Raw genomic sequence first — 20,300 nt, 5'->3', positions numbered from 1 at the left:
GGGCAGGGGATAGATGATGAATCAGCCTAACAGCCAGCCGACCAGCGACCTGATGCTACGTGAAACCGCCTCGCAAACCGCTGGCCCCTATGTGCATATCGGGCTTGCGCTTGCCGCTGCGGGTAACCCCGTGCGCGATGAAGAGATCTGGAATGAGATGGCCAAGCCCGATGCCAAGGGTGAACACATCGAAGTGGTAGGTACCGTGATCGACGGCAACGGCGATCTGGTGCGTGATGCCTTTATTGAGGCGTGGCAAGCCGATGCCAACGGCGACTATCAGGTCGATTACGACCTTAAAAAACCGTTCAACAGCTTTGGGCGCACCGCCACAACGTTTGATCGCGGCAGCGAGTGGTCGCTGACCACCATCAAGCCGGGGGCGGTCAAGCACCCCAGCGGCCAGCTAATGGCGCCGCATATCAACCTCACCCTGTTTGCCCGTGGAGTGAATATTCACCTGCAAACGCGGCTTTATTTCGACGACGAGGCCGAAGCCAACGCCCAGTGCCCGGTGCTCTCGCGCATTGAGTCACCTGCGCGCCGCCAAACGCTCATCGCCAAACGCGAAGAGGCCGACGGCAAGGTGCGCTATCGATTGGATATCCGCTTGCAGGGGGAGGGCGAAACGGTATTTTTTGATTTTTGATCGCCTGTTAACCTACAAAGTATTGACTGTGCTGCATTAACCAAATTGCTAAGCTGAGGGTGAAAAAGGAAACAAGGGTGGCCGCCAGCAAAGTAGCTGCGGTGAGGCCTTCCTGGCCGAAGCGTTGGCCGAAGATAGGGTAGATACTAAGCATAGGGGCGCAGGCGATGAGCACGGCAGCAGTTACCAGAGGCGGGTCGACCGCAGGTAACAGCATAAACATCGTTAGGATTAGAAGCGGGTGAAGGATTAGCTTGCCGATCACCACCTGACTGATGTCGGCTGTCATGCCATTAGCCTTGAGACCGTGCAAGTTGCCTCCGATCACGAACAGAGCCATGGGGGCAGCGACTTGGGCCAGCAAATCGACCACCCGGTAAATTATCAGCGGCAAACCGGCACCGCTTGCCGAAAGGCTGGTGCCTATTAAAATGGCGAGGATTATCGGATTGAGTGCAAGCCGCATAGCGGTTTGCCTGAGAATCGTTAATGGCCGGGTGCCTGATTGGGAACCGGCCTCGGCGAGCGCTAGGGCGAGAGGGATCATTAACAGGTTCTCAATGATCATGTTCAGCGCCAAGGCCACCACGGCAGGCGAACCCAGTACCATCGCCGCCACCGGATAGCCGATGAAGCCACTATTGGCCACCGACATGCCTAGGGCATAAAGGGCACTGTCCGCTAGGGATTTGCGCCGCCAACGGCGAGCCACCCAGATAGCGGCGACGAACAGCACCAGCGAGCCAAGGCCAACGGCTAGAAAGTAGTAGAGGGAAAAAACCTCTCCCAGGGGACGCTGAGCTAGGGCGCGCAGGATCAGCGCCGGGATGGCAAACTGGATCACAAAAGTGCCGATGCCCTGAACCTGTGCCCGGTCGATGAGGCCTCTCGCTTTGGACAGGTAGCCCAGCCCGACCAGCATGAACAGGGGAGAGGTAATGCCAAAAATCTCCAGCATGGGCGCTCCTTGTAGTAGCAGCAGGTTGAGGCATTAGTCTTCCGGTGCGGCGAGCTGCTGAAAATGCGCCGCCATGCGGGCGACGTCGGCGGTTCTGCCGCTAATCAGTTCAAAGGCCTTAACCGCCTGAAACAACGCCATGTTGGTGCCGTCCATGGTGGTGCAGCCCAACGCACTGGCTTTGCGCAGCAGCTCGGTCTGCATCGGAAAGTAAATTATGTCGGCAACCCAGAGGTCAGCACGCAGCAGGGCTTCAGGAACCGGCATGCCGGGTAGCTTGGCCATGCCCACTGGCGTGGCGTTAACCAGGCCATCAGCGGTGTGCATTTCGGTGGTCAGGTCTTCGCCGAGACGAGCTCGCCCCACGCCAAAACGCCTCTCAAGGGAGACAATCAACTCGCTTGCCTTACGAGCATCGGTATCGAATATCACCAGAGTCTCGACACCCTGCTCCAGCAAGGCATTGGCGACGGCGGCTCCGGCACCGCCAGCCCCCGTTTGTACGACCCGTCGGCGTGGTTGCTGGCCCAGGTTGCGCTGGAAGGCTTCCCCGAAGCCGGTGCAGTCGGTGTTGTGGCCGATCAGCTTTTCCCCCCGGATGACCACAGTATTTACCGCGCCGATGGCGCTCGCTTCGTTCGAGAGCTCGTCGAGATAGGGAAGGATTGTTTGCTTGCAGGGGAAGGTAATATTGAGGCCGTCGAAGGCGCTCAGGCGCACGGCATGCAGTATCTCTGGTAGTGCCTCAGCCTTAAGCCTCAAGGAGTCAAGGTCGATTAGCTTGTAGACATAGGCCAGCCCTTGGCGGCGGCCCTCTTCCATGTGCAGGTCGGGTGTCTTGGATTGTTGGATGCCTGCGCCGATAAGGCCCACCAGTATGGAACGGCCGTTGATAGCGCTCATTAGGCGATCTCCTGCAGTCGCTTGGCGAAGTACTCGATGGCAAGCGCATAGCCGTGGGTGCCCAGCCCACAGATCACCCCGACGGCCACGTCGGAAACGTAGGAGTGGTGGCGGAAGGGTTCACGCTTGTGCACATTGGAGATGTGCACCTCGATAATCGGCAGCTCGGAGGCCAGGATGGCATCGCGGATAGCCACTGAGGTATGTGTCCAGGCTGCCGGGTTGAGCACTACGCCAGCCACCTGGCCTCGGGCTTGATGCAGCCAGTCGATCAATTCGCCTTCATGGTTAGTTTGGCGGAAGTCGATAGACAAACCACAGGCCTCGCCTTGACGCTGGCAGAGAGCACCTACGTCAGCCAACGTTTCGTGGCCATAGAGCTCTGGCTGGCGGGTACCGAGCATGTTGATATTTGGACCGTTGAGGATCAGTAGAGTGTCAGTCATGCGTATCTCCTGATTAGAAAAATGGTATGTCTTCAAGCGTTGAAGGCGCGGTATTCACCGATTTCAAGCATGAGGTGGTCATTGCCGGGAATGGCCAGCCGCAAGAATGTATAGTGACGATCCCCGCAGCGCTCGTATCGAAGGCCATGCTCTTCGAACAGGCTCCGTTCCCATTCGGGCAAAGCCTGGTGAGCCGCTAGGTCGTGGTAGTAGTTGGCGGACGTCTGTTCCGTAGCCACTCCTGCCGCCCTTAGGCGCTGGGAGGTGGCTACCACATCGTCAACCTCCAGGCGCAGTGCCACGCAAGTGCCCTGCTCTGCGAGATCCGCCGAGGGTATCAGGGCGCGACCGGTCGATGTGTCAGCATGGGTCGACGTCTCCAGAGCGATCTCCACCTCTCCGGCGGCGGCGTGCCAGCAGCGACGATTGACTACTCCCCGGGGCTCGTGACGCACGCACGAGCTTGCCGTGGGCAGGCCCAGCAGGTGGCGCCAGATGCCGGATTCACTCTCCAGCAGGCTACGGGGCAAGGCAAAGGCTGCCCCGCTCAGCCGACAGTCCGAACTCATTGGGCGTGGGGCGGATTCGAAGCGCCCCTCAGTGCTGGTTTCTGGGCCAAAGCGCAATACAATGCCTGCGGGGGTCGTCAATAGGTACCCGCCCCCGGCATCGTCACCCCGAGTAGCCTGACCGAAGTCTTCCAGGCGCATTAGCAGGTGCTGGGGGCTGGCGCAGTCGAGGCCCAGCACCTGCACCGTGACGGCCTCTGCGTCGTGCGTCTCATGCAGGTAGACATAGAACCCCTTTCCGGCGAAACGGGTGATGGGGGCTTGGCGATGCAGGCTTGCCTCGGCTAAGCCCAGGATGCCGAATAAGGTTTCAACGGCCTTTAAATGAACCGGTGGTACGGCGAGTTCGAGTCTGGCGAAACCGCTAAGGGAAGGGGGCTCTGGCGGTTGAAACAGCGGACGCCCGGTCTTATTCGGCACCTGGGCGTCGGCCTGCAGTCGCTCCTCTAACCACAGCAGCGACTGGCGAGCGGCCCGGGCAGTGGGGCCAGACGGAGCGGCGCGGAATTCATCGTTGAACATCTCCAGTGACAGCGGGCCACTGTAGCCAGCCTTGAGCACCGCAGCGACAAATCCGGTTATGTCGTATTCACCGAGGCCGGGAAAGGAGCGCCGCGCGCGGCTGTACCAGGGGGGGCGGGTACTTTCCCGCGGTGCGTCAGAAAGCTGTAGAAAGAAAATTTTCTCTCCGGGCAGCTTGGCGATGGGGGTGATGTCGTCGTCCAGAGCCAGGCTGTGGTAGCTGTCGAGGATCAACCCGAGGTTGGGGTGATCAGCGTCCTTGATGGCGGCCCAGGCTTGGCTGAAGCGGTCGATAGCACTGCCCCAGGAGAGTGCCTCGAAGCCCACCCGTAGCCCTCTGGAGGCGGCCCGCTCGGCCAGGCAGTGGAGCTGCTCGCTCACCACCGCCGGGTCACCGGAGACGCCGGGCTGGGCGTTGGAGCAGACCAACATTAGTTCCACTCCGAGCTGTTCCATCAGGTCAAACTTGTGCTCGACGCGCACCAGATTGCGCTCCAACTGCTCGGGGCTGACACCCTCGAAGTCACGAAAAGGCTGGAAGATTTCGATCGTCAGACCCAGATCTTCGGCCATTTGGCGGATCTCGGCGGGACGGCCAGGGAAGCCTAGTAGGTCGTTCTCGAACAACTCAAAGCCGTCGAAGCCTGCGGCGGCGATGGCCTGGAGTTTTTCCGGCAGCGTACCTGAGAGGGATAGTGTGGCGATGGAGTGGCGCATGAGGATCTCCCTGCAGGCGGGCTAAAGCCCGTCCGCATCGTGGGTGTTGGTTACAGAGAGTGCCGCCTGGTGGTAGAGGCTCAGTCCGGCTGTACGTTGAGCTCTTCGTCTCGCTGCCGGGCCAGCATGGTGCGAATGTTATCCGTGGTGCGCTGAGTATGCTGGGCCAGCAAGACACAGGCTAGATCGGCATTGCGTTCCAGGGTGGCCTCTACGATTGCCGCGTGTTCGCTGCGCGTATCCCGGTCGAAAGGATTTTTCTTGAGGTAGAGGCGGCGGTAGCGGTCGTTAAGGTCGTGAAGCGTTCGGCAGTAGTTGATTAGCAGAGGCATGTCACAAGCTGCGAGCAGCTTGAGGTGGAATTGACGATGGGCCTCCTCCCATACCTCCTGCTGGTCTAAGGTCATGCCATCGGTGCGCTTGATGCTATCCAGCTCGTACTGGGCGGCTATGATGCCTGCCTCCCAGCGGCGGTCGCCCTTGTTGATCGCCTCGCGCAGTGCCAGTCCTTCAAAATGGATGCGCAACTTGGCGATCTCTTCAAGGTTCTTCTCAGACACCGGCATGACTCGATAACCACGCTTGTCCTCAATCAGTACCAGACCCTCGGCACCCAGGCGCGACAACGCCTCACGCAGCGGGCTCCGGCTGATCGACAGGTTCAACTTTTTACGCAGAGCATCCAGTCGCAGTTTGTCACCCGGAGGAAGTTCACCACTCAGTATGGCACCACGCAGTCGTTGAACTAATGAGGTGGCCAGGGTTACTCCTTCCTCTGGCTCTGTCATGCTGTTCACCATATGAAACTCCGACGTCACTGGCATGATGATGCTCCGATAGAACAAAAATTACGTTCACTATACCGTACCTAGCCACCGGTCTTTAACGAGATGCCTTTTGGGGACGAGGATGCACTTCAGAGCGGTGGCGTAGCATGCTGATGGAAGCTTGGCGGGCACTCCAGCCCCCAAGCGGTGGAGCGACCTTTCGTTTCGGTTCCCCAGGTGACTGGTTTCCAGTCCGGTTCGAAGATATGGAAACCACCGGAAAACACCTCGATGCGGTTACCGCCCGGCTCGTAGACATAGAGAAAGAAGCCCTGCGTGCGTGAGTGCTTGGCCGGCCCGAACTCAATGAAAACATCGTTCTCCATGAATATCTCGGCGGCGCGTAGTACGTCTTCGCGATTTTCGGCCATGTAGGCCAAGTGATGAAGACGGCCGCTAACACCTGCCGCGGGTTCCTTGGTGATCGCCAGGTCGTGGGCCTTGTTCATCAGGCTCATCCAGGCGCCCACCTCCTCGCCCTGGCCCCCCGGAATCAAGTGCTCACGCAGCTTGAAACCCATGGTTTCGGCGGCGAAGCTACGCATCTCGACCACGTCTTGGGCAAGCAAATTGATGTGGTCGATGTGGGCCACGGCCACTCCACGGCCGTGAAATTTTTGGGGCTGATTGGGCAGATAAGAGCGTTTCTCCTCCGGGGCCTGGTACTTCTCGGACTCGAAGTAGAGTTCCATCTCATGGCCGCCGACGCCGTTGAAGCGATAAGCCTTACCGTGGCCCACGTCACCATCAATCCAGCGCCCCTGAATGCCTTGGGCCTCCAGGGCGGCGACACGGCGCTCCAGGGCTTGTGGGCTCATGGCTCTCCAGCCCACGTGACCGAGCCCGGCTTGAGGGGAGGCGGTGAGCTTCAGTGTGGTGAGGTCATGGTCGCCCCAAGCGCGCAGGTAGGCGCTGTCGCCTTCGGTGGCAACCAAATCGAGGCCGTAGACCTCGGTGAAAAAGTGCAGGCTTTCGTCAAACTTTGGGGTGAGCAGTTCGGCGTGGCCCAGCTTGGCGACATCGTGGATGGGTTCCTGATAGCGCATCTCTTCTCCTCCTGTAATGTGGTAGGTCATTCGTCTTATTATTGTTAGCAAACTTGCCGGGCAATTATTGACGGGACATGTCCAATGCTACGTCGACGATCATGTCTTCCTGCCCACCAACCATCTTGCGCCGTCCCAGCTCCACCAGGATGTCCACGGTTTTTAGGCCGTAGCGCGCCGCGGCTACCTCGGCGTGGCGCAGGAAGCTGGAATAGACGCCAGCATAGCCCAGTGCCAGAGTCTCTCGGTCGACGCGCACCGGCCGATCCTGAAGGGGGCGCACGATGTCGTCGGCGGCGTCCATCAAGGTGTAGAGATCGCAGCCGTGCTCCCAGCCCAGGCGGTCGGCAGTGGCGATGAACACTTCAATCGGCGCATTGCCAGCACCGGCACCCATGCCGGCCAGGCTGGCATCTACCCGGTCGCAGCCCTCCTCCACGGCGACGATGGAGTTGGCTACGCCCAAGCTCAAATTGTGGTGAGCATGAATACCTGTTTGGGTCGATGGGTCTAGCGAATCCTTTAGGGCCCGCACACGATCGCGTACTCCATCCATGGTCAGCGCACCACCGGAGTCCACTACGTAAATAGTTTGGGCCCCGTAGCTCTCCATCAGTTTGGCCTGCTCGGCCAACCCTTGGGGGGGCTGCATATGGCTCATCATCAGAAACCCCACCGTGTCCATACCCAGTTTGCGAGCATGCTCGATATGCTGGCGTGAGACATCTGCTTCCGTGCAGTGAGTGGCTATTCGAGCTCCCCGGGCTCCGGCGGCGTAGGCGGCGTCCAGGTCGTGCACCGTGCCTATCCCTGGCAGCAGTAGCGTGGTAATCATTGCGTGATCAACCACCTCAGCCACTGCTTCGATCCATTCAAGGTCGGTGTGTGCGCCAAAACCGTAGTTGAAGCTAGAGCCCTGCAGACCATCACCATGGGCGACTTCGATTGAGTCGACCCGTGCCGTGTCAAGCGCACGGGCGATGCGCCGGGCATCGTCGAGACTGTACTGGTGGCGCACAGCGTGGCTGCCGTCACGCAGGGTAACGTCGGAGATGTAAAGTTTCTTGCTCATAGGTGCTCTCCTCAGGCGGTGGTAGCCAGCAGACGGGTCTCGGCTAGATGCTCAGCGCAGGCTTTGGCGGCGGAGGTCATGATATCCAGGTTGCCAGCGTAGGCGGGCAAGTAGTGGGCGGCCCCTTCGACTTCGAGATAGATCGAGGTCTTGAGGCCGCTGACCTTACCGATGCCTGGTACATTGAGCGGAGACTCGGTAGGAATCACCTCGAACTGTACCTGTTGCTTGAGGCGATAGCCGGGGACATACCGCTGCACGGTAGTGACCATCTGCTCGATGGAGGCCTTGATAGTGGCTTCGTCTGCGAGCTCGGAGAGCACGAATATGGAGTCGCGCATCAACATCGGCGGCTCGGCGGGGTTAAGGATGATGATCGCCTTGCCACGCTCGGCCCCGCCGCACACTTCGATCGCTTTCGAGGTGGTCTCGGTGAACTCGTCGATATTGGCTCGGGTGCCAGGCCCGGCGGAGCGGCTGGACATGGATGCGACGATCTCGGCGTAGTGCACACGGGCAACCCGGGAGACGGAGGCGACCAGGGGAATGGTGGCCTGACCACCACAGGTGACCATGTTGATGTTAGGGGCATCCAGGTGCTCGTCCAGATTGATGGCCGGTATTACATAGGGGCCAATGGCCGCCGGAGTCAGGTCGATCACCTTGATGCCTCGGGCCTTTAGCAGCTCGCTGTGTAGCTTATGGGCGCCAGCGGAGGTGGCGTCGAAGGCGATCTTGATGGCATCGATGTTGTCCATGGACAGCAGGCCTTCGATGCCTCCGTCAGTGGTGGGCACGCCGAATGCCTCGGCGCGCGCCAGGCCGTCGCTGGCCGGGTCGATGCCGACCATTGCCCCCATCTCCAAGAACTGGCCGTGGCGGAGGATCTTGATCATCAGGTCGGTGCCGATGTTGCCGGATCCGATGATGGCGACCTTGATTTTCTGACTCATGATGGTGACCTCACTGCTGCCGTGCGCGGCGTTGCTGCATGGTTTCCCCACTGACACCCCAGTGGGTGGCAGGGTACTCCTGAACCAGCACCCGAACGCTCTCCAGAGGGGCGTCCAGGCTCTCGCTGATGGCGTGGGAAACGCTTTCGATTAGCTTTTGCTTCTTCTCTGCGTCGCGGCCTTCGATGATGTTGATGGTGGCGATTGGCATGGTTACTCCTCTACGTGGAAACCGAGGCTACCCAGTTGCTGCATCTCTAAGCGCACGTATTGGCCGGGCTTAAGCCACTCGGCGGCGGTGGCGCCGCCGGCCAGTACGATGTCTCCAGCGCGCAGTGGTTCGCCAGCCTGGGCGGCCAGGCGCGCCGCGGCGACCAGCGAACGGATGGGGTTGCCGAGGATGGCGGCGGTAGAGCCGACATGGCTGGCCTTGCCGTCGAAGCTCATGGCCAGCCCCAGATTGGTAAAATCGAGCCTGGGGTCGCCCCAATCGCCCACCACGAAGCCGGTGGAGGAGGCGTTGTCGGCGATCACGTCGGGAAGCGAGAACTTGAAGTCGCGGTAGCGTGAATCAATGATTTCCAGTGCTGGGGCGATGGCCTCAATGGCCCCCAGGGCCTCGGCGGCGGTGACCCGCTCCGGCAGATCTCGACGAAGCAAGAAGGCTAGCTCCGGCTCTACTCGCGGGTGCACATAGTTGGCGAGACTGATAGTTGTGTTCTCTTCAATGCGCATGGCGCTGGTCAGGCGTCCCCAGATCACGTCGTCGATGCCCATCTGGATCATTTTGGCGCGGCTGGTAAAGCCCATTTTCATGCCCACCCGAGTCTCGCCGCGCTGCAGGCGCTGCTGGATTGACGCCGCCTGAATGGCATAGGCCTCTTCCAGCGATATTCGCGATTCGGGGTCGATCTGTTCCACGGCGCTGGCGGTGCGGGCCGCTTCGTCGAGCCGAATTGCGTGCTGTTGAATCTCGCTCATGCCGCCACCTCGTCACTCATTGCTTGTTCAAAGACGGCCTGAACGCTGCCAAGACCGTTGATGCGGGCCTCAATCACGTCGCCTGGCTGCACCGCCACCATGGGGCCCAGGGCACCGGAGAGCACCAGGTCGCCAGCTCTCAGTGGCTGACCAAGCTCGACCATCTTGCGGGCCAGCCACAATACGGCATTGAGCGGGTTGCCCAGGCAGGCCTGTCCGGCACCTACCGAGACCGGTTCACCACGACGCTCCATGACCATGCCACACATGGTCAGGTCGAGGTCTTCCAAGCGGCGGGGGGTTGTGCCCAGCACATAGGCTCCGGACGAGGCGTTGTCGGCTATGGTGTCGACAATACCAATGTTCCAATCGGCGATACGACTTCCAACTACCTCGATGGCAGCCACGGCGTGGTCAATGGCGCGAATTACATCCACTTGAGTGGGATTGGACATGGCCAGATCCTGGCCCAGTACGAAGGCGACTTCGGCCTCCACTTTGGGCTGGTGAAGGCGTGACCAAGGAATTGGCTCGCCGTTGCCATAGCCCATGTCATCAAACAGGACGCCGTAATCAGGCTGGTCAACACCCAGCTGAGCTTGAACTGCTCGTGATGTAAGGCCGATCTTTCGGCCGACAATGCGCTGTCCAGCTGCGAGTCGTGCCTCGGTGTTGTGCTGCTGGATGGCATAGGCCGAGGCGATGTCGAGACCCTCGAACCGCTCACGCAGCGGCTCGATAAAGTTGCCGCAGGTGGCAGCATTGAGCAGTTGATGGGCAATCTGCTGCAGAGTTTCCGGCGTCATAGTGCGCTCCCGGCTTATTGCTCGTTAATAGAATCTGTGGCCTGTTCAGCCTCGTGGGCGGCTACGCTGGCCAGCATGTGGGCACCGCGATTGGCGGCTGGTAGGCCGCGGAACAGAAAGCAAAGATTGATCGTGGCCTGGAGTTCATCCCAGCTGGCACCACACCGGCGAGCAGCGATGCAGTGGGTCTGAGCGGCATCGTTGCCAGCCATCAGCAGCATGCCGAACAGGATGACCTGAACCATCTTCGGCTCTAGGTGTGGAGTATCCATAGCGTAACTGCGCATTTTCTCCTGCATCTCGACCATGGCGGGATCCATAACACCGGTAGTGCCGAAGCGGGCTTCAATGCGTGGGGGCACAAAGCCGAGCAGGTCGAGATAAGGCTGTTGGTGGGTATTGATGGCATCTTTTTGAGCGGCGCTTGCCAAGCCCATGGCTTGACCAATGACGTCCAAGTCGAGTCGAGGTGATGTCATTACTGTGACTCCCGTGGGTGTAAAAAAGCGGCAAAAATATATTTGCATGCAAATGGATGTTGATTAGAAATTAGCGCTATGTTCCCAGAGTGTCAATGGTATTTTATAAAAGTAGTATAGGAGCGTAATAAAAAGCCATATAAACAACTTGTTGCGCGGAAATACTGTTTTTTGAAAATGAAGTAGGCAGAAGGGCTAGACAATAGTCTATGTGATGTTGACCTTTCAGGCGTTGAGGACTAGGTTTTTCGTTATCGTTATTTTTGCTTTTGCATACAAAAAATCATAAAAGCAATTGATGATGATTAACTCTACCCTGGCAGACCATTCGCCCGGGGCCGACGGTTCATAAAAACAATGAGGAAGAAGACGATGAAATCAATGCTCTGGAAAACGGCCATGCTGGGAACCAGCTTGATGCTTGGCGTGAGTGCAGCAGCCCAGGCCGACGCTATTCGTTTCGCGCACGTAGATCCCGACGATTGGCAGAGTTCCAAGAAGGGAGCAGCCGCGCATATGTTCAAGAATATCGTCGAGGCCGAGACTGACCACACAGTGGACATCTACCCAGCAGGCTCGCTAGGCGATGAAAATGAACTGGTTCAGCAGGCCATGGATGGCATGACTCAGGTAGTGATGGTTTCGGGAGGTATGTCGCAGATCTGTCCGGCCGCGAGTGTGCTGGATATTCCCTATATCTTCGAAACCCCGTTAGTCGCCTGGAAGGTGCTTGATGGTGAGTTCGGCGATGCCCTCGCCCAACACTGCCTGGATCAAACCGGGCTGCGAACCCTGGGTTACGGTGAAACCGGCGTGCGACACTTCACCAACAGTGTGCGAGAGATCCGCACCCCGGATGATATGGCGGGCCTTAAGTTCAGGGTTCAGGATATCCCGCTCTACGTTGAGATGGTAAAGGGACTGGGTGGTGAGCCGACACCAATCGCCTGGTCCGAAGTACCAACAGCCCTCTCTACTGGTGTTGTCGACGGTCACGAGAATCCAGTTGGCACCATTTACAACAACAACCTGCATGAACTCCAGGATTACATGACTCTGGATGGTCACGTCTACGCAGCTGATTTTCTGGTAATCAATGACGATTACTTCCAGGGGCTTTCTAAAGAAGATCAGGAAATAATTACTCGAGCGGGTGTGATGGCCGGCATCATGGGACGCTCTATCCAGCAGTTCACCACTGCTCAGGGACTAAAGGCAGTGCAGGAAGAGGGAATGCAGGTCTATAGCCCGACACCTGAGGAGCTTGAGCTATTCCGTGAGCGAGCACAGCCACCGGTCATCGAATGGCTCGAGAGCGACTTGGGTGATGATGCCGAGTGGGTCACGCGACTGCAGGAAGCTATCGCCAACGCCACTGAGTAAGCACGCTTACCGTGCCGGCTTCGGGTCGGCACGGCTTTATGACCCGTAACTATGGAGTAGCTATCGTCATGGCTATCCTCTTTCGAACCACACTTTGGCTGGTGGCGAGACTCCTCGCGTTCGGTGCCGGCCTGTCGATGGTCTTACTCTTCTTGATCGTTCTCCTGAACGCGCTGAGCCGTTATGTGCTCGGCTCGTCACTACCCTGGGGTGACCAAGTCCCCGTATTCCTGGGAATCTATGGGGTCATTTTCGGCATGGCATTGGCTTATCTGCAGGATCGCCATGTGCGCTTGGGCGTGATCTTAGACTTCCTGCCAAACCGTGTGAAAGAGCGCCTGTTCCTGGTCGTTGATCTAGCGGTGATTGTGGTGGGGCTGTTACTGGTCTGGTCCGGCTATCAATTCATGTCCAGCCGAGGTGGAATGCGCATTTCGGGGCTTAGCAGTACGGTGAGGAGCCTGCGCGAAGTTACAGGGCTGGAATTACTCAATGTCTTTGGCACGCTAGCCCCCTACCAGTTCGCTATCGTCCTCGGCGGTGCTCTATTAGCCGTGGCGGCGCTGCTCAAATTCATTGAGCGCATTGTCTGCCTGCGTTCCCCTACCTCTGAGGTGCCATAAATGGTTTATATCCTCCTGCTAGGCAGTCTCGCGATCGGCATGCCTATCGCCTTCGCCATCATCGCGGCGTTGTTCTATTTCATGGCCGTGGGTGAGATGCCATACCAGCTGGCCACCGTACCTACCCAGATGTTTTCGGGGCTTAACTCTTATGCGCTACTGGCGATCCCGCTGTTCATCCTGGCCGGAGAACTGATGAACGAGAGTGGAATCACCGGCCGCATCATTGCTTTCTCCAAGATCCTGGTAGGCCGGCTCAAAGGCGGCTTGGCTCATGTGAATATTTGGGCCTCGGTGATCTTTGCTGGGCTTTCCGGCTCGGCTGTGGCGGACACCTCGGCGCTGGGTCGAGTGTTTATTCCCGAGATGGAGAAAGAGGGCTACCCTAGAGATTTTGCCGCGGCACTAACGGCGGCCTCTTCGGTAATCGGGCCAATTATTCCGCCGAGTATTCCGGTCATTATTTATGCGTTGATCGTGAGCGGGGTGTCGGTGCCTGCGCTATTCCTGGCCGGTATTGTGCCCGGCCTGCTGCTGGCCATCTTCCTGTCTGGCTATGTAATGATCTTTGCTGGCCATTATCAGAAGCGGAGCCTACCTATACCCCGTGAGGAAAAGCGCACCATTCTGGTCGACGGCATTATTCCGCTGTTGATGCCAGTGTTCGTGGTGGGCTCCATACTGCTAGGCATCGTCACCCCCACTGAGGCTGCCGCCTTTGCTGTGGCCTATGCACTCTTTGTGGGCACGGTACTGTTCCGCAAGATCGGCTGGCGGGATCTGCCGCGTATCTTCTCGCGGACTATGGTCGACAGCGCGGTGATCATGATCATCATTGCCGCGGTCTCGGCGGCCAACTGGCTGCTCACCTTCAACCGCGTGCCCAACATGCTCACTGACCTTACTCTGGCCTACATTTCAGTGGATTGGACGTTCCTGCTGGCGGTAATTGTTCTCTTCCTGATCGTGGGACTCTTTCTGGAGGGCATCGCCGCTATGCTGGTGCTAGTGCCGATTCTGCACCCCATCGCAGTGAGCTTGGGCGTGGATCCGGTGCACTTCGGCATCATCGTCATTTTCAACTTGATGATCGGTCTGATCACGCCCCCCATGGGGCTATGCCTGTTCGTGGCAGACTCGGTGGCGAACGTGGGGCTGGCCCAGTTGTCGAAGCGGATTTTGCCACTATTCCTGGTGGAAATGCTGGTATTGCTTCTTATAACTTTCGTGCCAGTAACAGTCACTGGCTTGCCGCGGCTACTGGGGTACTGATAACACTAAATCAGATCTTAGTAATCCCAGCGCCGAGGGTGAGCATATCGAAGTGGTGGATATCGTCATCGACGGTAACGGAGACTTGGTGAGCGATGCCTTTGTGGAAGCGTGGCAAGCCGATTACGATCTAAAAAAACCGTTCAATAGCGTTGGCCGCACCGCAACGCCAAACGCTGATCGCCAAGCGCGAAGAGGTGGGTAGCAAGGTGCGTTACCGGCTGGATATCCGCCTACAGGGCGAGGGCGAGACGGTGTTTTTTGATTTCTAAGTCGTTATTTTCGCCACTGCAAAAGAGCGCTGTGATGTTGTCATGGCGCTTTTTTTGTATGGCGGTTGAGATGAGCAATCTAAGTAGTAAGTGCTATTTGAGGGGCTTGTCGCAGTGGTTTGTAGCAGTAGTTGGTATCAGGATTCTAAGCAGCAACCTGATGATTAAATGACTCTGTCAGGAAATTTTTTTGTAAGCTATTTCGGAAAATTTTGTAAGAAATATCTTACAAATATGCAATGGGTAATAAGCATATTTTATTTAAGCTGTTGATTATATTTGGTTAAGGTCGATTTTTTGGGCTATTGAGTAATCGATCGGCATCCCAGCCATCGCCACGGCACCTCTGCACACGGTTGCGCCTTCACGGTATCTCGCTACGCTAAGCCCCTCTTATTAGCAATGGTCGATCCAAGGAAAGAGGCGATGGCGAACGGCAACGGTTTGTCTTTTACGCTCACACTACCCGGCGTAGACGATGTCGCCGTGGTGGATTTTACCCACCGTGAGTCCCTTTCAAGCCCCTTTGAGCTAACGCTCAACTTTGCCAGCCGCAATGGTCAACTCAATGCCGCCGAGCTACTGGATCGTGACGCCACGCTCACTGTTTGGCACAGTGGAGAAGCGCTACGTCACATCCATGGCATTGTTAGCGAATTTTCCCAGGGTGATCGCGGTCATCGCCGCACCTTCTACTCCTTAGTGCTACGTCCCGCCCTTTGGCGTCTTTCGCTGCGGCACAACTCGCGTATTTTCCAACAAGTCACGCCCATCGCGATTATCACTACCCTCTGCCAGGAACGCGGCATTAGCGACATAACGTTTGATGTTACCCGCGAGCCCGTCGAACGTGAATATTGTGTTCAGTATCGCGAGACCGACCTCGCCTTTGTCGAACGCCTCGCGGCTGAAGAGGGGCTGTTTTACTACCATACCTTTGAAGCAGGATCCTACCGCCTGGTCTTTAGCGACGATCCTAAAATGCTCAGCAGCTTGGGCGAGCGTACCTATCACAGCCGCGCGGGGGGAACGCCGCCCACCCGCCATGTGCGCAAACTGCGCCAGACCGCGCGAGTGGCCAGTTCCTCTGCCATGCTCAAGGACTACACCTTCAAGAACCCTGGCTATGCACAGTTGCATGAGCATCAGGGCCGCGATATTGAGCAGCACGGCCAACGCGCCGACTATGAACACTACGACTACCCGGGGCGTTATAAGCGGGACGCATCCGGCAAGCCGTTTACCCGCACGCGACTTGAATACCTGCGCCGCGAAGCCATCACCGCGCACGCCGAGAGTGACCTACCCGAGCTTGCCCCAGGGGCGCGCTTTACCCTCACCGATCACGACGCCGACGCCCTCAACCGCGACTGGCAGCTTATCGAGGTCACCCACTACGGCGAACAGCCCCAAGCGCTAGAAGAGGACAGTATCTCCAGTAGCGATAATGGCGGGATGACCCGCTACCACAACACCCTGGTACTGGGGCCTGGTGACACGGCCTGGCGGGCAACCCCTAATCCCAAGCCGCGGGTGGACGGCCCTCAGGTGGCGTTTGTGGTGGGGCCGCCAGGGGAAGAGATTTACTGTGACGAGTATGGCCGGGTCAAGGTGCAGTTTCCCTGGGATCGCTACGCGGAGCCTAATGAGAAAGCCAGTTGCTGGGTGCGGGTATCCCAAGGTTGGGCAGGGGCGGGCTACGGAAGCATCGCCATACCGCGGATAGGGCATGAGGTCACGATTTCATTCCTTGAAGGCGATCCGGATCAGCCGCTGATCACCGGGCGCACTTATCATGCCGCTAATACAGCGCCGTACCTACTCCCTGAGCACAAAACCCGCACCACCATCAAAACCCAGACCCACCAAGGCGAAGGCTTTAACGAACTGTGTTTTGAAGATAAGGCCGGGGAAGAGTTTATCTACATGCATGCCCAGAAGAATATGGAGCTGCATGTCCTCAACTCCCGTCAGAAGCGAGTCGAGTTCGACGACACCGCCACCATTGGCAATAACTCCCACTTGGCGGTCGCCAAGGATCGCGTCGAAACCATCGACGGCAATCGCGATATCACCGTGCACACTAACCACACCGAGCAGGTGGACGGTGATCGCGGGCTAACGGTCGGCGGCAGCTACCAGACCCACGCCAATGGCGATATTACTTTCAAAGCCGATGGCGAGCTGATACTTGATGCCAGCAAAATCACCCTGGTCGCCGGTGGTGCTGCGCTGGTGGTCGGCGGTGGCAGCGTGGATGTCACCCCGGTACTCAATGTTGGCTCGGCATCGCCCAGTGCGGCGGCGCTGCCCAGCATCCCCGCCGTGCTGGAAGCCGCCGCAGGGGAGGGCAGCCCGTTTGTCTCCCACTGCCCGCTTGAAGAGGAATAACCCATGGCCATGGCCGACTACTGGCTCGCCCGCTGCCATGTGATGGCCTACTCCCCCAGTGCCCGGCGCTGGGAAGAGGCCGCTGATGAAGCTGTCACCGTGGTCGCGGTGCTGGCCGAAGACGCCGACCAGGTCAGGGCGCTGCTACAGCAGCAGTGCCACGCTGACGGCCTGGGGCTGATCCGCCTCGATGCCATTGAGACCCTGCTCCAGCGTTGCCGCCGAGAAGGTATCGCCCACGGGCTGGTGGAACTGGCCCACACCACCTCGTCGCAACACCCGGTGGCGTATGGCGAGATGCTGCCCCTGTTGCCGAAACCCGCGCCTGAACCTGAACCAGCAGCGGTTCTCCCGCCGGTGAATTATCAAGAGACCGTCTGGCAAGCGCTGTTTGCCCCCCATCAGCCACCGTTATGGGCGGTCATCGACGGTGTTAATTGCCGTGATGCCATGGCCCGCCTTAGCCAAGCCGATGACCAGCACACCTGTCTCTACGCCTCCACGGACACCGCCACCCAGGCCAACGCCCCGTGGCTTGTGCGTATTGACGCCGATAGCGAGATTCGCACCTGGCTGGAAGGCCTGCCCCAGGATCAGCACTGGGGGATATTGCTGCAATCCAGCGCCACCCTAAAGCAACTGCGCAGCCACCTGCGCAAGTTCACCATGCTCTGGACGCCCGCCAACGACCAGGCCCCGGTCTACTTCCGCTTCTACGACCCCCGGGTGGCGCTGGATATGAGCCAAGCCCTGGAACCCTGGAAGCTGGCGGCTTTTATGGCGCCACTCGAAACGGTGATAGTGCCTGCCTCGCCTTTAATGGTGTTTCCCACTGAACTGACACTAACCCCTGAGATTGAGCTCGACACCGATGCCAGCGACGTACAGGGAAGGCTAGTACGCATTGCCCTCAGCGACGATGCCCGCGCCGCCAACGGCCAGGGGCGGCAGTTTGCGATAGGGCAGGCGGAGTATCAGCGCTTTGGGGAGCTTGCCCAGTCACGGGCAAGCCAAGCCCTCGCGCGGTCACTCAAAGAGCGCTATCCCCAGGTATCCGAAGGCGAGCGGATGCGTGCGGTGATCGACGCCACACAACTAGGGGAGCGGTATGGGCTTGCCTCTAAAAAACAGATCCAAACCCTGGTCATCTGTGTGCTGGAGATGGGTGCCGATTTTGCCCAGCTGCATCCCGATGCACAGCGGATCCTCGGCAACGCGAAACTAGCTGGCTGGCGGAAGTGCCAGTTACTGGAAGAGTGGCTACCCCGAGGGCGTATCCGGCATGCGCTATTGGCCCCCTATCAAAAAGCCGGTCAGCATGAAGACAACTATCGGCCCATCGCTGACGAGGAACGTCCATGAGCTATCAACCCAGTATTGAAGACATTGCGTATTTAGCAGAACATCAACCAGAGCACTTCTCCAGCCCCGATACAACGCTAAGATCGATCCAGAATGCTATGCAGGCTAATGATCATATACAGCGTGATGCATTTGAGGCGATCACTACCCAAACCCATTACAACGACTTTTTGGCCAACGGTGGTCAAGAGCTGGCCGAAAGCCCGATTCCCTCTATGCCTCTACCCGTACTTGAAGGGAGACCCCAAGCCCAAGATCCCGAGTTCGGTGCCGTTTGTACTGTGTGTGCATCACAAACCCCCTGTATCGAAAAAGTTGAGGTTGTTTGTCATTCAGGCGGTAATAACCGAGTGACTCTGCAAGGTGAAAATGAACTGGTAGATACCGATTGTAAAATTTACTTTGTAGCGGATAAAGCGGTATCAGGTGAGCTGAGTTTCGAAGGATTCTTGCAGGGCACAACATTTAAGGACGAAGGTACTGTCACCATAACGTTAGCCGATGACTGCCCCCATGACGCTCATAGGCTGTACTGGACTGAAGCGCTGAACGGTACGTCCATTACCTCGGGTGCCGAAATACCCTTTACCGTAGAGACAAACCCACGCCCGACCTTGCTCAATATACCTCGTTTGGGCGATTACGGTCTTGCCTTTGAAGCCGCCACGATTATTCTCGATATCATCATGAACCGAGCCGTTATGGTGAAAGAGGAACAATTCAAGATTAGCTACGATGGTACACAGGATTTTTTCTTTACCTCTGTGACTGTGCCGAGCCTGAAGTTCGCGGGAAAAGTGAGCTTACAGCCGCCTCAAATAGGCACCGAGAATATCCCGCGCAGTGAGGCAAGGCGGCTGCGAAGTGAGCATGGTATGGGAAGCAACCCCCGCCAGGTCACGCACGAACAGGGCTGGCAAATCGATGCCCAGATAGATGTGACCTGCGGTAGCAATACGAAAAAGATAGAAGTCGGTAAATACCGTAGTGAAACTACTACCTACGACAGTGCGCCATCGCTTCGGGATCAGGATAGGAGTCGCCAACAAAGTAGCTCTGTTGACCGGTTTATTGGCTCATTGACCAATAGTGCCAAAAGCCTGGCTAAAAATTTGAGTACTGAACACGATAAAAATAAGTTAACCAATATTTTCACGGTGGGGCCCAAACTAGGCATCAAGGCTGGGACAGAGCAAACGGAAGAAAACAATGGCCCGGGGCTGACATGGAAACTCGAGGTAGGGCTTTCGGTAGATTTTGCGTTTGGTGTCAAAGTTGATATCTACTTGGCATTGAAACGTGCATTAAGAAGATTGCCCATAATGACCCCTTTGGGCGCGGCAGCCCATACATTGCTGACATTTCTAGAGGACGCTGAGAAGGGCAGAAGCATATTGGGGGCGGTCGAATATCAACTCACTCCATCCTTGTATATGGAGATAGCCTTGGGAGCGGGGTTCAAGTCCTCTGGAGATACCACTTCTGATGAGGCGCTCAGCGGCGTTTACGATTTTTTCAACAATGAATTTGAAGAAGAAACAATCCAAGGACAGGTCGAGATTAAACTTACCGCCAAGGCGGGGGGCGGCATCATGGGGTATTTCGACTCAATCATCACTGAAAGGTATGTTTTTAGATATGAAGCGGAGATCGTCACTGAGGGTGGTATTCGCATTAAGACAGATAAAGGCCGTTGGGGTTATCAGCTTTACCATAAAGGCGCTTCTTTGAAGGTTAAGTCTTACAAGAAAGTGAATGTCGAGTCTGGTGATCGTCGGCCTGGTGCTGGTGGCCGTCCAGGCCCCAGTTCTAATTCACGACAAGCCGTACTAAACACCACGACGATCGAGTGGGTTGAAGATTCGGAAAATACCAACACTTACCCTCTTGCCGAGGGCTATACCGGGGAGTTTATACCTTTCTCATGAAAGCTCTAGCGGCGTTACTACTATCTTTTTTACTTGTAATGGAGACACAGGCGATGGCACAAGACATGGAGTACCAGTTTGGCGTGCGTTGGAGCGTTAATGGATTAGCATCGTCAATTGATATGCAAGATATTATGCTGA

The 20,300-nt window shown here is 57.5% G+C and carries 19 protein-coding genes and 1 pseudogene; 8 read left to right on the top strand and 12 right to left on the bottom strand.

Going from position 1 to position 20,300, the window contains the following annotated elements; genetic code table 11:
• Positions 1 to 16: 16 nt before the first annotated feature.
• Positions 17 to 649 (top strand): protocatechuate 3,4-dioxygenase subunit alpha, encoded by a 633-nt coding sequence (gene pcaG, locus OM794_RS22405; protein WP_226249149.1) that lies wholly within the window; start codon positions 17 to 19, stop codon positions 647 to 649.
• Positions 650 to 656: 7 nt separating this feature from the next.
• Here the strand turns inward: pcaG and OM794_RS22400 are convergent, their stop codons facing one another.
• The 12 genes from OM794_RS22400 to OM794_RS22345 form a co-directional block, all read right to left on the bottom strand.
• Positions 657 to 1,607: an AEC family transporter gene (locus OM794_RS22400; RefSeq protein ID WP_226249150.1), complete on the bottom strand. Its 951-nt coding sequence runs from the start codon at positions 1,605 to 1,607 to the stop codon at positions 657 to 659.
• Positions 1,608 to 1,640: 33 nt separating this feature from the next.
• Entirely contained in the window at positions 1,641 to 2,510 is an 870-nt protein-coding gene (locus OM794_RS22395) for a shikimate dehydrogenase (RefSeq protein ID WP_226249151.1), read from the bottom strand.
• Positions 2,510 to 2,956, bottom strand: coding sequence for a type II 3-dehydroquinate dehydratase (aroQ, locus tag OM794_RS22390; protein WP_226249152.1), 447 nt, complete (start codon positions 2,954 to 2,956; stop codon positions 2,510 to 2,512). The genes OM794_RS22395 and aroQ overlap by 1 nt, the downstream gene beginning before the upstream one ends.
• A gap of 32 nt (positions 2,957 to 2,988) precedes the next feature.
• Entirely contained in the window at positions 2,989 to 4,764 is a 1,776-nt protein-coding gene (locus OM794_RS22385) for a sugar phosphate isomerase/epimerase and 4-hydroxyphenylpyruvate domain-containing protein (protein WP_226249153.1), read from the bottom strand.
• Positions 4,765 to 4,844: 80 nt separating this feature from the next.
• A complete protein-coding gene (locus tag OM794_RS22380) occupies positions 4,845 to 5,588 on the bottom strand; it encodes a GntR family transcriptional regulator (protein ID WP_226249155.1) in 744 nt (247 codons plus the stop codon).
• Between the two features lie 92 nt (positions 5,589 to 5,680).
• On the bottom strand, positions 5,681 to 6,637 hold the full coding sequence (locus OM794_RS22375) for a VOC family protein (RefSeq protein WP_226249157.1): 957 nt from the start codon (positions 6,635 to 6,637) through the stop codon (positions 5,681 to 5,683).
• A gap of 64 nt (positions 6,638 to 6,701) precedes the next feature.
• Positions 6,702 to 7,709 carry a 4-hydroxy-2-oxovalerate aldolase gene (dmpG, locus tag OM794_RS22370; RefSeq protein WP_226249160.1) on the bottom strand — a complete coding sequence of 336 codons (1,008 nt, stop codon included), beginning with the start codon at positions 7,707 to 7,709 and terminating at the stop codon, positions 6,702 to 6,704.
• An 11-nt stretch (positions 7,710 to 7,720) separates the two neighbouring features.
• Positions 7,721 to 8,662: an acetaldehyde dehydrogenase (acetylating) gene (locus OM794_RS22365; protein ID WP_226249162.1), complete on the bottom strand. Its 942-nt coding sequence runs from the start codon at positions 8,660 to 8,662 to the stop codon at positions 7,721 to 7,723.
• A gap of 10 nt (positions 8,663 to 8,672) precedes the next feature.
• Positions 8,673 to 8,873, bottom strand: a complete 201-nt coding sequence (locus OM794_RS22360) for a 4-oxalocrotonate tautomerase family protein (RefSeq protein ID WP_226249164.1) — start codon at positions 8,871 to 8,873, stop codon at positions 8,673 to 8,675.
• A gap of 2 nt (positions 8,874 to 8,875) precedes the next feature.
• Complete coding sequence (locus OM794_RS22355; RefSeq protein ID WP_226249167.1) at positions 8,876 to 9,643, bottom strand: 2-keto-4-pentenoate hydratase; 768 nt, start codon at positions 9,641 to 9,643, stop codon at positions 8,876 to 8,878.
• On the bottom strand, positions 9,640 to 10,449 hold the full coding sequence (locus OM794_RS22350; RefSeq protein WP_319001067.1) for a 2-keto-4-pentenoate hydratase: 810 nt from the start codon (positions 10,447 to 10,449) through the stop codon (positions 9,640 to 9,642). The genes OM794_RS22355 and OM794_RS22350 overlap by 4 nt, the downstream gene beginning before the upstream one ends.
• A gap of 14 nt (positions 10,450 to 10,463) precedes the next feature.
• A complete protein-coding gene (locus OM794_RS22345; RefSeq protein WP_226249171.1) occupies positions 10,464 to 10,928 on the bottom strand; it encodes a carboxymuconolactone decarboxylase family protein in 465 nt (154 codons plus the stop codon).
• Positions 10,929 to 11,300: 372 nt separating this feature from the next.
• On the opposite strand from OM794_RS22345, the gene dctP reads away from it, so the two are divergent.
• The 7 genes and pseudogenes from dctP to OM794_RS22310 all read left to right on the top strand — a co-directional run bounded on the left by dctP (position 11,301) and on the right by OM794_RS22310 (position 20,159).
• Complete coding sequence (dctP, locus tag OM794_RS22340) at positions 11,301 to 12,311, top strand: TRAP transporter substrate-binding protein DctP (RefSeq protein WP_226249172.1); 1,011 nt, start codon at positions 11,301 to 11,303, stop codon at positions 12,309 to 12,311.
• Positions 12,312 to 12,379: 68 nt separating this feature from the next.
• A complete protein-coding gene (locus OM794_RS22335; RefSeq protein ID WP_226249173.1) occupies positions 12,380 to 12,934 on the top strand; it encodes a TRAP transporter small permease in 555 nt (184 codons plus the stop codon).
• Positions 12,935 to 14,206 (top strand): TRAP transporter large permease, encoded by a 1,272-nt coding sequence (locus tag OM794_RS22330; RefSeq protein ID WP_226249174.1) that lies wholly within the window; start codon positions 12,935 to 12,937, stop codon positions 14,204 to 14,206.
• A 16-nt stretch (positions 14,207 to 14,222) separates the two neighbouring features.
• Positions 14,223 to 14,478, top strand: a pseudogene (locus tag OM794_RS22325) (protocatechuate 3,4-dioxygenase subunit alpha); the annotation flags it as partial.
• Positions 14,479 to 14,904: 426 nt separating this feature from the next.
• Complete coding sequence (gene tssI, locus OM794_RS22320; RefSeq protein ID WP_226249175.1) at positions 14,905 to 16,869, top strand: type VI secretion system tip protein VgrG; 1,965 nt, start codon at positions 14,905 to 14,907, stop codon at positions 16,867 to 16,869.
• 3 nt (positions 16,870 to 16,872) lie between these two features.
• Positions 16,873 to 18,231: a DUF4123 domain-containing protein gene (locus tag OM794_RS22315; RefSeq protein WP_226249176.1), complete on the top strand. Its 1,359-nt coding sequence runs from the start codon at positions 16,873 to 16,875 to the stop codon at positions 18,229 to 18,231.
• The gene (locus OM794_RS22310) at positions 18,228 to 20,159 is read left to right on the top strand and encodes a hypothetical protein (protein ID WP_226249177.1); all 1,932 of its coding nucleotides are present in this window, start codon (positions 18,228 to 18,230) and stop codon (positions 20,157 to 20,159) included. The genes OM794_RS22315 and OM794_RS22310 overlap by 4 nt, the downstream gene beginning before the upstream one ends.
• The last annotated feature ends 141 nt before the right edge of the window (positions 20,160 to 20,300 follow it).

The sequence above is a fragment of the Halomonas sp. BDJS001 genome (genome assembly GCF_026104355.1).
Taxonomy (GTDB): domain Bacteria; phylum Pseudomonadota; class Gammaproteobacteria; order Pseudomonadales; family Halomonadaceae; genus Vreelandella.
The sequence above is the reverse complement of the archived record's forward strand: the minus strand, read 5'-3'. Positions and strand labels throughout refer to the sequence as shown.